The sequence below is a fragment of the Arenimonas daejeonensis genome (genome assembly GCF_007993735.1).
Lineage (GTDB): Bacteria > Pseudomonadota > Gammaproteobacteria > Xanthomonadales > Xanthomonadaceae > Arenimonas > Arenimonas daejeonensis.
This window is the reverse complement of sequence record NZ_CP042453.1, coordinates 2948890-2962778: the sequence shown is the minus strand read 5'-3', so window position 1 is coordinate 2962778 and position 13889 is coordinate 2948890. Positions and strand designations below refer to the sequence as shown.

General features: G+C 69.4%; 6 protein-coding genes and 3 pseudogenes. 4 read left to right on the top strand and 5 right to left on the bottom strand.

Going from position 1 to position 13889, the window contains the following annotated elements:
* The first annotated feature begins 12 nt into the window (after positions 1–12).
* The 4 genes and pseudogenes from metX to FRZ33_RS14610 all read left to right on the top strand — a co-directional run bounded on the left by metX (position 13) and on the right by FRZ33_RS14610 (position 5797).
* Entirely contained in the window at positions 13–1056 is a 1044-nt protein-coding gene (gene metX / locus FRZ33_RS14625; RefSeq protein ID WP_146910483.1) for a homoserine O-succinyltransferase MetX, read from the top strand.
* Positions 1053–1963, top strand: a pseudogene (locus FRZ33_RS17145) (aminotransferase class I/II-fold pyridoxal phosphate-dependent enzyme); the annotation flags it as partial. The gene metX and the pseudogene FRZ33_RS17145, both read left to right, overlap by 4 nt.
* Positions 1964–2239: 276 nt before the next feature.
* Entirely contained in the window at positions 2240–3289 is a 1050-nt protein-coding gene (locus FRZ33_RS14615) for a homoserine dehydrogenase family protein (protein ID WP_146910482.1), read from the top strand.
* Positions 3290–3457: 168 nt separating this feature from the next.
* Positions 3458–5797, top strand: a complete 2340-nt coding sequence (locus FRZ33_RS14610) for a TonB-dependent receptor plug domain-containing protein (RefSeq protein WP_146910481.1) — start codon at positions 3458–3460, stop codon at positions 5795–5797.
* Between the two features lie 494 nt (positions 5798–6291).
* Here the strand turns inward: FRZ33_RS14610 and FRZ33_RS14605 are convergent, their stop codons facing one another.
* From FRZ33_RS14605 to FRZ33_RS14585, 5 genes and pseudogenes are all read right to left on the bottom strand, one after another.
* Complete coding sequence (locus FRZ33_RS14605) at positions 6292–7065, bottom strand: M23 family metallopeptidase (RefSeq protein WP_146910480.1); 774 nt, start codon at positions 7063–7065, stop codon at positions 6292–6294.
* Positions 7062–8870 (bottom strand): putative bifunctional diguanylate cyclase/phosphodiesterase, encoded by a 1809-nt coding sequence (locus FRZ33_RS14600; RefSeq protein ID WP_158637254.1) that lies wholly within the window; start codon positions 8868–8870, stop codon positions 7062–7064. Before FRZ33_RS14600 ends, FRZ33_RS14605 begins: the two co-directional genes overlap by 4 nt.
* Positions 8789–9265 (bottom strand): hypothetical protein, encoded by a 477-nt coding sequence (locus tag FRZ33_RS15325; RefSeq protein WP_158637253.1) that lies wholly within the window; start codon positions 9263–9265, stop codon positions 8789–8791. The genes FRZ33_RS14600 and FRZ33_RS15325 overlap by 82 nt, the downstream gene beginning before the upstream one ends.
* Positions 9266–9307: 42 nt before the next feature.
* Positions 9308–12216, bottom strand: a pseudogene (locus FRZ33_RS14590) (diguanylate cyclase).
* A 279-nt stretch (positions 12217–12495) separates the two neighbouring features.
* Positions 12496–13876: pseudogene (locus FRZ33_RS14585) on the bottom strand (L-serine ammonia-lyase).
* Positions 13877–13889 lie beyond the last annotated feature (13 nt).

The following is a 13889-nucleotide window of genomic DNA, read 5'->3' as shown; positions in this document are numbered from 1 at the left end:
AGGAGCCGTGCGATGAGCTTGACCGCAACCCCCGCCCACGATGCCGTGGCCACTGCGCCCGAACTGTGCGCCTTCGATGCCGGTGCCTTGCCGGCGGCACGCAGCACGCGCCGTTTCGTGCTCGACCTGCGCCTGGAACTGCGCCACGCCGGCCCGCGTGCGGTCGTGGTGCGCGGCGAATGGACCGGGCCGGTGGATGCGCCGGTGGTGATCGTGGCCGGCGGCATCTCCGCCAACCGCCATGTCACCGGCAGCGACGCGGATCCGGGTTGGTGGCAGGCGCAGGCCGGTCCCGGCCGCGCGATCGACACCGACCGGTTCCGTGTATTGGCCATCGACTGGCTCGGAGCGGACGGCAGCCTGGACGCGCCGATCGACAGCACCGACCAGGCCGACGTGCTCGCGCTGGTGCTCGACCGGCTCGGTGTCACCCGCGCCGCCGCCTTCGTCGGCGCGTCCTACGGCGCGATGGTCGGTCTGCAGTTCGCGGCCCGCCACGGCCATCGCCTCGGGCGCCTGGTGGCGATCTCCGGCGCGCACCGCGCGCATCCCTATGCCAGCGCCTGGCGTGCCCTGCAGCGGCAGTGCGTGGCGCTGGGCCGCAGCGAGGGTGGCGTCAGCCAGGGCCTGGCCCTGGCACGGCAGTGGGCGATGCTGAGCTACCGCACGCCGGACGAGTTCGCCGAACGATTCGACGCCCCGGCGGTGATCGACGCGGGCCAGGCGCGCTGCGCCGCGGAGGACTACCTGGAAAGCTGCGGCCGCCGCTATGCCGCGCGCTGGACCAGTACCGCCTTCCTGCGCCTGTCCGAATCCATCGACCTGCACCGCGTCGATCCGGCCGACGTGCAGGTTCCCACCACCGTGGTCGCCATCGACGAAGACCGCCTGGTGCCGCTGGCCGACCTGCAGACCCTGGTGGAATCGCTCGGCGGACCGGCCTGCCTGCGCCAGCTGCGTTCGCGTTTCGGCCACGATGCCTTCCTCAAGGAGGAGGACGCCATTGCCGGCATCCTCACCGACGCCCTGGCCACCTGCCGCGGAGGTGCGGCATGAGCGCACGCTGTCCCGCCACTGCCGCCGTACGCGCCGGCATCGACTGCGATGCCGCGTACGGCGCGGTCACGCCGCCGATCGTGCTGTCGAGCAACTTCAGCTTCGCCGGCTTCGAACAGAAGCGGAAATACGACTACACCCGAAGCGGCAATCCCACCCGCGACCAACTGGGCGAAGCCCTTGCCGAACTGGAGGGGGCGCCGGCGGCGTCGTGACCGCCACCGGCATGGCTGCGATCACCCTCGTGCTCGAGGCCCTGCTGCAGCCCGGCGACCGCCTGGTGGTGACGCACGACTGTTACGGCGGCAGCTGGCGCCTGTTCGACGCGCTGGCGCGCAAGGGTCGCTTCGAACTGGCGCTGGTGAACCTGGCCGATCCGCAGGCGCTGGCCGAGGCCCTGTCGCGGCCGACCCGCCTGGTCTGGATCGAAACCCCGTCCAACCCCTTGCTGCGCATCACCGACCTGCGCGAGGTCATCCTCAATGCGCACGCCGCCGGTGCCTTGGCCCTGGTGGACAATACCTTCCTGTCGCCGGCATTGCAGCGGCCGCTGGAATTTGGCGCCGACCTGGTGCTGCACTCGACCACCAAGTACATCAACGGCCACAGCGACGTGGTCGGCGGCGCGGTGGTCTCGCGCGATCCGGCGCTGCACGAATCGCTGGTCTGGTGGGCGAACGCGCTCGGCCTCACCGGCTCGCCCTTCGACAGCTTCCTGACCCTGCGCGGCCTGCGCACTTTGGATGCGCGCCTGCGCGTGCACCAGGAAAACGCCCTGGCGCTGGCCGAACGCCTGCAAAAACATCCGGCGGTGTCGGCGGTCCACTATCCGGGCCTGGCCTCGCATCCGGGCCACACGCTGGCGGCGCGCCAACAGCGCGGCTTCGGGGCGATGATCTCGTTCGAACTGGCGGGCGGCGTGTCCGCGGTACGCGCTTTCGTCGAGGGGGTTGCGGCATTTCACGTTGGCCGAATCGCTGGGTGGTGTCGAAAGCCTGGTGGCGCATCCGGCCACCATGACCCATGCGGCGATGTCGGCCGAGGCGCGCCGGGTCGCCGGCATCGGCGAAGGCCTGCTGCGCCTGTCGGTCGGCATCGAGGCGCTGGAAGACCTGGAGGCGGACATCGAGGCCGGCCTGCAGCGCGCGCAGCGGATCGCCGCCGCGCCGGGCGAGGTGGTGCGATGAGCGCCCTGGTCGCCACGGCTGAAACACCGGCGCAGCGGCGCATCGCCCTGCTGGGCGTTGGCACCGTGGGCCGTGCCCTGATCGAACGCCTGGACGCACTGGACGACCCGCGCCTGCGCCTGGGCCTGCTGGCGAACTCGCGCCGGCGTTTGCCGGTGCACGGACAGACATTGCCCCGGGACTGGGCGCAGTCGCTCGCACAGGGCGAGGCGCACGACGGTTCGGGCCTGTTGCCCGACCTGCAGCCCGGCGACATCGTCGTGGACGCCACCGCCAGCGCCGAACTGGCGGCCTGGCATCCGCGCTGGCTGCGCCAGGGCCTGCATGTGGTCAGCGCCAACAAACTGGGCCTGGGCGGGCCGCTGCTGCGCCAGCATGAAATCCGTGCGCTGGCCGGCGAAGGCCGCCATTACGGCGACGCGGCCACCGTCGGCGCCGGCCTGCCGCTGATCCGCACCCTGCGCGAACTGCGCGCCGGCGGCGATCGCATCGGCGCGGTGGTCGGCGTGTTGTCGGGCACGCTGGCCTGGCTGTTCGACGGTTACGACGGCAGCGAACCGTTTTCGGCGCGTGTGCGCGCGGCGGTGGCGCAGGGTTTCGCCGAACCCGATCCGCGCGTGGATCTTTCCGGCGAGGACGTGCGGCGCAAGCTGCTGATCCTGGCGCGCACCGCGGGTTATCCGCTGGAACATTCGGAAGTGCGGGTGGATTCGCTGCTGACGCCGGCAATCATCGCCGCGGCTCCGGACCGGCTGGATGCCGCCCTGGGCGAGCTGGATGCGCCCTTGGCCGAACGCGCCGCACGCACCGCGCGCGACGGCAGGGTGCTGCGTTACGTCGCCCGCTTCGACGCCGCCGGCGCGCGCATCGGCCTGGAGGCGCTGGCGGCGGACGACCCGCTGGCGGTCGGCCGTGGCTGCGACAACCGGGTGGCGATCTGGAGCACGCGCTACCGTGATCGTCCGCTGCAGATACAGGGGCCCGGTGCCGGTGCCGAAGTGACCGCCGCCGCGCTGCTGGACGACCTGCTGCGCATCGTCGCCTGAGTCCGACCGCGGCGGATGTTGGCCACTCCGCTGCAATCAAACCGAAACAATCGGCGGGCGATGTCCGTGCGAGGACAAACGGCGGTGATGTGACAACACGCCACTGTCATGTTTCCGCCATGCCGGACACGTACAAATCCGGGTTTACCTCCAGGGGAACCCGAAGCCATGAAGAAGAAACTGCTCGCCGCCAGCCTGTCCCGGGCGCTGGCCGGCGCCCTCGTCGTCGCCTCCGGCGGCGCGTTCGCCCAGCAGGCCGCACCGAGCGCGCCCACGGCGCCGGAAGGCGCGGTGAAGGAGCTCGACACCATCGTCGTGCAGGGCGAGATCACCTACCGCGACCGTGCCGAGGACATCGCCCCGACCCTGTCCTACGACCTGGAGTATTTCCAGCGTTTCGAGCCGCTGACCGTCGGCGACATGCTCAAGCGCGTGCCCTCGGTGGCCTTCGTTTCGGACGTGCTCGAATATGACGGCGCCCAGCTGCGCGGCCTGGACCCGAGCTATACCCAGATCCTGATCAACGGCAAGAAGGTGCCGGGCGCCGGCAACGACCGCAGCTTCTTCGTCGACCGCATCCCGGCCGAGCTGGTGGAGCGCATCGAGATCGTGCGCGCCCCCAGCGCCAACCGCAGCGGCGACGCCGTGGCCGGCGCGCTCAACATCATCCTGCGCGACGCCTACGAGTTCGACGGTGCCTACGTTCGCGCCGGCGCACTGCGTTTCGACGACGGCGAAGTGAAGCCCACCTATGGTGCCGTGGCCTCGGGCGAGGTCGGCGGTGGCCGCCTGCTCGGCGGCTTCAACGTCCAGGGCCGCTACAACCCGAAGGCCAAGTACAGCACCCGTTTCGAGGAGCCGGGCGGCGACTTCGTCAACCGAGAGGACCAGACCGACGTGCGTGACGGCGACGACTATTCGGCCAACGTCTCCTACAGCCGCGAGATCGGCACCGGCGAGCTCAAGCTCACCGGCCTGTACGTGCTGACCGACCGCACCCAGACCGAAGATTCGATCGAATACAACGACCCGGTGTCGACCAGCCGGGACAACCTGCTTTCGGTGAACCACCAGCTGGTCGAGATCGACCAGACCAACCTCACCTTCGGCGCGGGTTACGAATTCGACATGGCCGGCGGCCGCAGCGGGATCGACTTCGGCTACGCCAGCTTCGAGGACGAGAGCTTCGATACCGAGGAAGAGACCAGCTACGACGACGACGACACGCCGCCGTCCTTCGACGAGGTCGAAGGCGAGCGCACCCTTGCCGACACCGACGACACCGAGCTGACTTTCAGGCTTGCGCACAAGCGGGCCGTGGGCCTGACCGACATGGAGTTCGGCCTGGACTACATGGACAAGGCGCGCGACGCCGAACTGCAGGTGAGCGAAGTGGGCAGCGACGTCGAGGGCGACCCACTGCCGCCCTACGCCGACTTCGACCGCAACACCAGCGCCATCGATGAGACCCGCATCGACCCCTACCTGATGTTCACCGGTGCCGGCCAGATGCTGGAGTGGCAGGCCGGCCTGCGCTACGAGTCCGCCGACGTGGACGTGGAGGCGGATGGCGACCGCGAGTCCAACGATTACGCCGTGCTGCTGCCCTCGGCCAGCTTCCGCTGGAACCTGAGCGACGACGACCGCCTGACCCTGTCCCTGGGCCGCACGGTGCGCCGACCGAACTTCGACTTCATCCTGCCGCTGACGCTGGAAGGCGAATACGGCGACAACGACTTCACCGGCAACCCGCAGCTCGATCCGGAAACCGCCTGGGGCATTGACCTGGGCTTCGAGCGCCGCCTGGGCCGGCAGGGCATCGTCGGCGTGAACCTGTTCTACCGTGACGTGAAGGACCTGATCGAGGTGGTGAATACGGGCGAGCCGAGCGATGACGCGCTCGGCAGCTACGAGGACGATGTCGAGGAGTTCCTGGACGACAACCCGGGCGCCGACGAGAACACCCCGGGGTATCCGGAATTCGACCCGCAGAGTTTCGTCTACACCGCCGCCAATATCGGCGATGGCAACGTCTACGGCATCGAGTTCGATGCCTCGACGCCGCTGACGGCGCTGGGCATGCCCAACACCGGCGTGTTCGTGAACTATTCCTGGCTCGACAGTTCGGTGGACGACGGCTTCGGCGACCGCCGCTTCAACAACCAGGCGAAGTACGTCTACAACGTCGGTTTCATCCAGGACCTGCCGTCCTGGGGCGCGTCGTTCGGCGCGAGCTACCGCAAGCAGGGTGATGCCGAGCTGCGGGTGCTGGCGGAGGAGGTCGAGACGCGTTACGGGGCGGACCTGGAGGTGTTCATCGAGAAGCGATTCGGCGAGAACCTGTCGGTGCGCCTGACCGGTTCGAACCTGCTGGACGCGGAGAAGGACGAGTTCTTCGACAAGTTCGACAATGCGGCCGACCAGATCGCCCGCGACTACGACGAGTACGAGCTCGAGACCGAATCCGCCGGCCCGGTCTACCAGCTGATCGCCCGCTACTCGTTCTGACGCTTCACCCTGTTCCACCGAAACGCCGCGGAGTCTATTCCGCGGCGTTTTTATGCCGGGATCGTTCATGGCGATAGGCCGCCGCACGAGGAAACTTTCCCGGACACGCCGTGAATACGTCCATGTAGGCTCTTCAGCGACGTCCATGTCGCTGAAGGTCCGGAAAAGTTCCCTCGCACGACGGCCTGTGGTCGATCCAGGCCGGACTGTCGAACGAGAAGAGCCTCGCGTGTCCGTCACTTCGCCGCCCACTGAGCCTGGTTCCAGTTCATCGCTCAATGCCTACCGGAAGCCAAGGCAAGCGAGCTCTTGCCCCCAATCGAGATCCCGGCCCTGATGGTTCGCAGGTCGTCGTGCGTGAGGTCTTTTTCCGGGGCTTCGAAAACATGGACGTTTTCGAAGAGCCTCCATGGATGGATTCACGGCGTCCCCGGAAAAAGACCTCACGTACGGCGGCCTATCGCCGCGAACGATCCCGGCACGCGCAAAGGGGGTCAGCGCAAGGGCAGGAACCCGTCCGGCCCGATCATGCGGAACGGCACCGAGACCAGCCGACCGCCGCCGTTGACCTGCAGCGCGAAATGCAGATGCGGCCCACTGGAAAAGCCCGTACTGCCGGCGTAACCGAGCACCTGGCCCAGCGTCACCGTGTCACCGGCCCGCACCGTGACCCCACCTTCGCGCATGTGCGCGTAAAGCGCCATGCTGCCGTCGTCGTGCAACACCCGCACCAGGTTCGCCCGCCCCGCCAGCGAACGGTCCGTACCGCCCTCGCGGAAACCCGACGTCGCCTGCATCACCACCCCCGAGCGTGCCGCCAACACCGCCGTGCCCTCGGCCACGATCAGGTCCACCGCATACCGGTTGGCCTCGTCGCCGTGGCTGAAACCACCGTGGAATCCCTGGCCAAGCTCGAACGCCGACTCCTCGACCGGCAGCGAATACACCACATCGCGCGACACCGCATGCGGCTCGCCGGGCGTGGCGGTCAACACCAGCGCCTCGCGGCCGGTGTCCGCGGGCAGCTCGGCCAGCACCGCACGTTCGCCCGCGGCCAGCACCCGGTGCAGCGGCATCGGCGGCTCGCTGGCGAGGGTGCCCGATGCGTGCAGCACCACTTCCACCGGACCGGCCATGCGGTTCTGCGCCACGGCCAGCAGGCGGCCGCTCTGGCGCACCGTCACCAGGTCGGCGACGCCCTCGTTGGCGGCGACGGCCACCGGCGCTGCCAGCGCCAGCAGCAGGGCCAATACATGCCGGGCCCTCATGCGGCAGGCACCGGCGTGGCGAAATAGTCGGCGATCGGCGTCGGCCGGTCCACGGCGTAACCCTGCACGTAGTCCACGCCCAGGGCGATCAGCGCCTGGCGGTCGCGTTCGGTTTCGGTGTGTTCGGCGATGCTGCGTTTGTCCAGCACGTGCGCGATCTCGTTGATCGAGCGCACCACCGCCTCGGCCAGCGGCGAGGCATGCATGTCACGTACGAAACTGCCATCGATCTTGAAGTAGTCCACGTCCAGCGCCCGCAGGTAGTTGAAGGAACAGAAGCCGGTGCCGAAGTCGTCCAGCGCGAAGCGGCAGCCCAGGCCGCGCATCTCGGTGATGAAACGCTGCGCCCGCGCCAGGTCGCGCACCGCGCTGGTCTCGGTCACCTCGAAACACAGCCGGTCGCCCGGGAAGCTGCTGCGGCGCAGGCGTTCGGCCACGAAACCGAAGAAGGCCTCGTCGATCAGCGCTTCGCCGGAAAGATTGATGCAGCACGTGGAAACCGACGCCGCCGCCGTGGGGTTGGCTTCCAGCCAGGCCAGGGTCTGGCCGATCACCTCGCGGTCGATGCGGGCGCCCAGGTGGAAACGTTCGGCCGCCGGCATGAACTGCGCCGGATGCAGCAGTTCGCCGGTCCGCGGGTCGCGCAGGCGCAGCAGCACCTCGAAGTGGCGCCCGCGGTCGCCATCGGGGCGCAGCGCGACGATGCTCTGGCAGAACAGCTCGAGCGAATGTGACGAAAGCGCATCGCGGATGCGCACCACCCAGCGCATCGCCGCGGTGCGGTCAAGCAGGTCGCCGCCGTCCAGGCTGGCCAGGCAGACCCGGTTGCCGCCCTGTTCCTTGGCCGTGAAACAGGCGGCATCGGCCTGCGACAGCAGCAGCGCGTAGTCGCCCTGGCCAGGCTGAAACGCCACCAGCCCGGCGCTGGCGGTGGTGCCCAGCATCTGCCCGTCCCAGCCGCAGCGGTAACCTTCGATCGCGCGCAGCAGTACGCGAACGCGGTCTTCGGCCACCATCGGCGTGCAGTTGCGCAGCAGCAGGGCGAATTCGTCGCCGCCGGTGCGTGCCAGCAGGTCCTCGCGGTGGCGGCTGGCCTCGACCACGCCGGCCACCCCGCGGATCAGCGCGTCGCCGGCGACATGGCTGGCGGTGTCGTTGATCAGCTTGAGGTGGTCCAGGTCGAGATAGGCCAGGGCCATCGGCGGTGCCGCCGGGTTGGCCAGTTCGGCACGCACGCGTTCCTCGAAGGCGTTGCGGTTGGCCAGGCCCGTCAGCGGGTCGATGGTGGCGCGCTGGGTCAGGTGCGCCGCGGTGACGCGTTGCTGGTGCATTGCGAAGGCCAGGATCATCGGCAGTGCCGCGACCACGATCAGGAAGGCAAGCAGGTTCACGCCCTCGCGTGTCTCCTGCGGTGCCGGGTAACCCGCCAGGCCGAAACCGGCCAGGCCGGCGATCAGCAGCATGGTCACGGCGATGGCCGCGGCGGTATGCAGCGGCGGGAACCGGATCGCGCTCCAGACCAGGATGCCCAGCGGCAGCGCAACCAGGCCGAGGGCGTAGTGGCCGCCCAGGCTGCCGCCCCAGGCCATCAGCAGGTAGCTGGCGGTCAGCGCGATGTTCCAGAGCAGGCGTTCGGGCTCGGGGGCGTAGTCGCCGCTCTCGGGCAGTTGCAGCCGGACATCGCGGCGCGACAGCGCCAGCATCATCGCCGGCGCCACGCTGGTCACGCCGAGCAGGTCGCCGAGGAACCAGCGGGTGACGGCGGCGCCGAGCGCTTCGGTTTCCAGCAGGCCCGACTGCTGCATGCCCAGGTGCCGATGCCGGCGCTTACCGCCGCCATCACCACGCCACCGAGCAGGGCGCGCAGGCCGAAACGCACCGTCAAGGTGTCGCGGACCGGCAGCCGCAGCACCAGCCACGCGCCGGCCAGCACAGCCAGCAGGTTGCTGGCCAGCGACCAGGCGAGGAAGGTCATCGGCACCGGATCGAACAGCAGGTGCACCAGCAGTCCGCCGATCGGTACGAACACGGCCCAGCGCAGGCCGTAACGCACCACCCCGGCCAGCGCCACGCCCGAGGCCGGCCAGAACAGCGCCACCTGGCCCGGCGCGTCGATCAGCAGCGTCGAATACCCGCCGCCAGCGACATAGAGCGCCACCAGCAGGGAAAAGATGGCGACCCGTCGGCTCGTCTCGCGCATGGTCGAAGCATAGGCCGCCGCCGCCGCCGGCACTAGGGGCGATCAGCCCGGCGGCGCCCGCAGGTTGGGCGACACCACCAGTTCCAGCTTGCCGCTGTCCAGCAGCGCGGCGGGATCGCCCTTGAGCACCTGCAGCAGCCCGTCCAGGTCGGCGTCGGGCAGCGGGCGGAAGGCGGCCCAGCCGTTGCGGCCCCGCGCCTTGACGAAATACAGGGCGCGGTCGGCCAGCTCGACCATCTGTTCCCAGCCCAGGCTGCCGCGGGCATCGCGGAACAACGGGCATTCGATGAAACCGATCGAGCAGGTCATGTGCAGCGGCTCGCTGGCGCCGACTTCGAACCGGTGCCCGGCGATGGCGGCGCGGATGCGTTCGCCCAGCATCGGCAGGTGCCGGTTGGGCATGGGCCGGAACACCACCAGGAATTCCTCGCCCCCCAGCGCGCGATGTAGTCGCCGGTGCGCACCAGCTGGCCCAGCACCGCCGCGAACTGCTGCAGCACGCGGTCGCCGGCCTGGTGGCCATGGGTGTCGTTGACCGCCTTGAAGTGGTCGATGTCGATCAGCGCGAACACCATCACCTCGCCCGGGCTGCCGCGGCGCAGGGTCTCGCGGTCGTAGAAGGCGATGTCCGCGGGGATCTGGTTGGCCAGGTAGCGGCGGTTGCGCAGGCCGGTGAGCGGGTCGGTCTGGCTGGCGTCCTCCAGCCGCAGGTTCGCCACCTCCAGCGCCTCGGTGCGCTGCCGCACCAGTTGTTCCAGCGCCTCGCGCTGGCGCCGGTGCGCGCCACGCTGCTGGACGAAGCCGGCATAGACGATGCTGGCTGCCAGCACGGCCAACAGGAGACGGAACAGGCCGGTTTCGTGGAAGCTCGGCTGGATGCGGAAACCCAGCTGGGCCGGCGCATCGCTCCACAGGCCGGCATTGTTGGCTCCCAGGGCTTCGAAAACGTAGGGGCCCGGCGGCAGGTTGGTGTAGTTCACCACGCGCCGGCTGCCGTCTTCGAGCGTGCGCCAGTCGGCGTCGTATCCGAGCAGGCGGTAACGCAGGTCCACGCTGTTGGGGTCCTGGAAGCTCAGTGCGGTGAACTCGAAGCTCAGGTCGCGCGCCTGTTGCGGCAGGTGCCAGTCGGCGCTTGCGTCGGCGTCGCGCCACTGCTCGCCCACCTTCACCCGCTCGATGAGCGTGCGTGGCGCGACGGTGTTCTTGACCACGCCGTGGGTGGCCATGGCGACCAGGCCATCACGGCTGGGCAGCCACAGTTCACCGTCGCGAAGGAAACCCTTGGCATTGCCGGCGCCGTTGCAGCAATAGCCCTTCTGGCCGCCGCGGCGGTCGCCGCGTTCGTTGAGCAGCATTTCGCCGCGCACGCGCTTGCCGCGTCCCGCGGCCATCTCGCGCAGGTCGCCCAGCGGCACGCGCAGGATGCCGCGGATGCCGGCGACCCACAGGAAGCCGCGCGTGTCCTCGGTGATGAAGAAGGCCGAGTTCACCGGCATGCCCTGGTCGGCGCCGAACCGGGTCCAGCGTTTGTCGTAGAACAGGAAGATCTCTTCGGACAGCGCGCCGATCACCAGTTCGCCGGTCTTGAGTTCGTGGATGGCGGTCACGTCCAGCTCGGCCGGCAGGCCGGCGTCCAGGCCGAGCGGCTCGACGCGATCGCCCACCACTTCGTACAGGCCCGTCTGGCTGCCCAGCAGCAGGCGGCCGTCGCGGGTTTCGTGCAGCACGCGCGAGCGCGGGTCACGCAGGCCGTCTTCGGTGCCGAACCGGCGCAGTTCGCCGCGCGACTGCCGGAACAGCCCCTGGGTGGTGGCGAACCACAGCGCGCCGCGATGGTCGCGCAGGATCGCGTTGATCTGCGCGCTGCGCATCGGCGCCAGTTCCGGCGGCAGCTCCAGCCGCTCGTCGCGCAGCACCGCCACGCCCCGGCGTGTACCGATCCAGACGGCACCGTCCTCGGGCAGCAGCGTGTAGGCATTGGGATGCGGCAGCCGGGCACCCGCCACCACCTGTTCGAACCGGCCGTCGCGCAGCACGCTCAAGCCGCTGTTGGTGCCGACCCACAGCTGCCCGTCCCGGCCCTGCGCCACCGACCACAGCACCGGATCGTCCAGGCCCTCGTGGTGGCCGTAGCGACGGGTCCAACCGTTCCAGAGCCGGCTCAGGCCTTCCCACTGGCTGCCCATCCAGAGATTGCCTTCGCGGTCCTCGTAGACGGCGCGCACGGCAGAGGCCGCGCGGCCGTCGATGATCAGTTCCTGCACGCGACCGGCACGCAGGCGCGCCAGGTGTTCGACCATGCCGACCCAGAGGTTGCCGTCGCGGTCCTCGGCCATCACCTCGATCGGTACGCGCGACAGCGGCTCGCCACCCTCGTGGCGTTGCCACTGGTCGCCCTCCCGGTAGAACAGCCCGGCGCTGGTGCCGGCCCACAACCGCCCCTGCGATTGGATCAGTTGCGTGACCACCGTGTCCGCGTCCGTGTCCGGCAGCGGCAGCAGTTCGACCACGCCGCCGGCGATGCGGAACACCCGGCCGAGGCTGCCGACCCAGAGCTCGTCGCCGCGCGCGAGCAGCACGGTGGCCGGCCGCGGCAGCGGGTAGGCCAGTTCCAGTGCTTCGTCGCTGGCGCGGTAGACGCCATCGGGGGCCGCCACCATCAGTTCGCCCGAAGGCATCGCGACGATGTCCTGGGTGTCGAGCGAACGCAGCGGGTCGGGACCCGCCAGCGGGATGGGGTGGAACCCGTGTTCGTCGCGCACCGACAGGCCGCGGTAGGTGGCGATCCAGAGCCGGTCCTGCTTGTCGACATGCAGGTCGTGGATCCAGATGCCGCGCAGGCCCGGCGTGTTCTCCGGGTTGTAGGTACTGAAGCGGATGCCGTCGAATCGCGCCAGGCCGGCCTGGGTGCCCACCCAGACGTATCCCTGGCGGTCCTGGGTGATGGCCATCGCGCTGATCTGCGGCAGGCCTTCCTCGATGCTCCAGGTGTTGCTGACGTAGTGGTGGAAGGCCTTGTCCGGATCGAGCGCCGCGACCGGGCGCGCCGCGCCGAGCGCCAGCAGGAGAAGCGCGGTCAGCGGCAGGGCGCGACGCAGGTTCGGCACGGCTGGTGTCCGGTGGACGCGGGTTCGCTCCGAATATCAACCCTGTCCCGGGGCAAGGCAAGCGCCGGGGGGCGTGCTGTGACGCAGTTCGCCGGGTCGGCGGGCGTGCAGGCGTGAGCCGGCCTAACACTCGATGACGTTGACCGCCAGGCCGCCGCGGCTGGTTTCCTTGTATTTGTCCTGCATGTCGCGGCCGGTGTCGCGCATGGTCTTGATGACCTTGTCCAGCGACACCTTGTGCTTGCCGTCGCCGCGCAGGGCCATGCGCGAGGCGTTGATGGCCTTCACCGCACCCATCGCGTTGCGCTCGATGCAGGGGATCTGGACCAGGCCGCCGATCGGGTCGCAGGTGAGGCCGAGGTTGTGTTCCATGCCGATCTCGGCGGCGTTCTCGATCTGGCCCGGTGTGCCGCCGAGCGCGGCGACCAGGCCGGCGGCCGCCATCGAGCAGGCCACGCCGACCTCGCCCTGGCAGCCGACTTCGGCGCCGGAAATCGAGGCGTTTTCCTTGTAGAGGATGCCGATGGCGGCGGCGGTGAGCAGGAAGTCGAACACGCCCTGTTCGCTGGCGCCGGGGCAGAAGCGGTCGTAGTAGTGCAGCACGGCCGGGATGATGCCGGCGGCGCCGTTGGTCGGCGCGGTGACGACACGCCCGCCGGCGGCGTTTTCTTCGTTCACCGCCAGCGCGTAGAGGTTCACCCAGTCGAGCACGGTCAGCGGGTCGCGCATGCCGGCTTCGGGCTTGGACGAGTTCAGCGTGCAGGGTCGGCGCGCGCCGGGAAACATGCAGACCGCCGGGCAGGGTGCCCTTCTCGCGGATGCCACGCGCGGTGCAGTCCTGCATCGCCTTCCAGATGTCGCGCAGGCCGGTGCGGATCTCATCCTCGCCGCGCCAGGCGCGTTCGTTGGCGAACATCATCGCGGCAATGCCCAGGCCGTGCTGCTGGCACTGGCGCAGCAGTTCGTCGCCGGAGTGGAAGGGGTAGGGCAGTTCGGTGGTGTCGGCGACGATGCGGTCTTCCGCGGCCTCGTCCTGGTTCACCACGAAACCGCCGCCCACCGAGTAGTAGTCGCGGGTGGCGATCTGTTCGCCGGCGGCGTCGAAGGCGGTGAAACGCATGCCGTTGGTGTGGAAGGGCAGCTTCTGCCGCTTGTTCATGATCAGGTCGTGCTTCTCGTCGAAGGCGATCTCGCGCTTGCCGAGCAGCAGCAGTTTTTTCTGGCCGCGGATGCGCTCCAGCGCGGCCGGGATGACGTCGGGGTCGATCTGGTTCGGCCAGTGGCCTTCCAGGCCCATCAGCACGGCCTTGTCGGTGCCGTGGCCGCGGCCGGTCAGCGCCAGCGAGCCGAACACCTCGGCGCGCACGCGCGCGGTGCGTTCCAGGTCGCCGTTCTCCTCCAGCCAGTGACTGACGAAGCGCGCAGCGGCGCGCATCGGTCCCACCGTGTGCGAGGACGAAGGTCCGATGCCGATCTTGAAAAGGTCGAAGACGCTGACGGCCATGTGGATGTCGGTT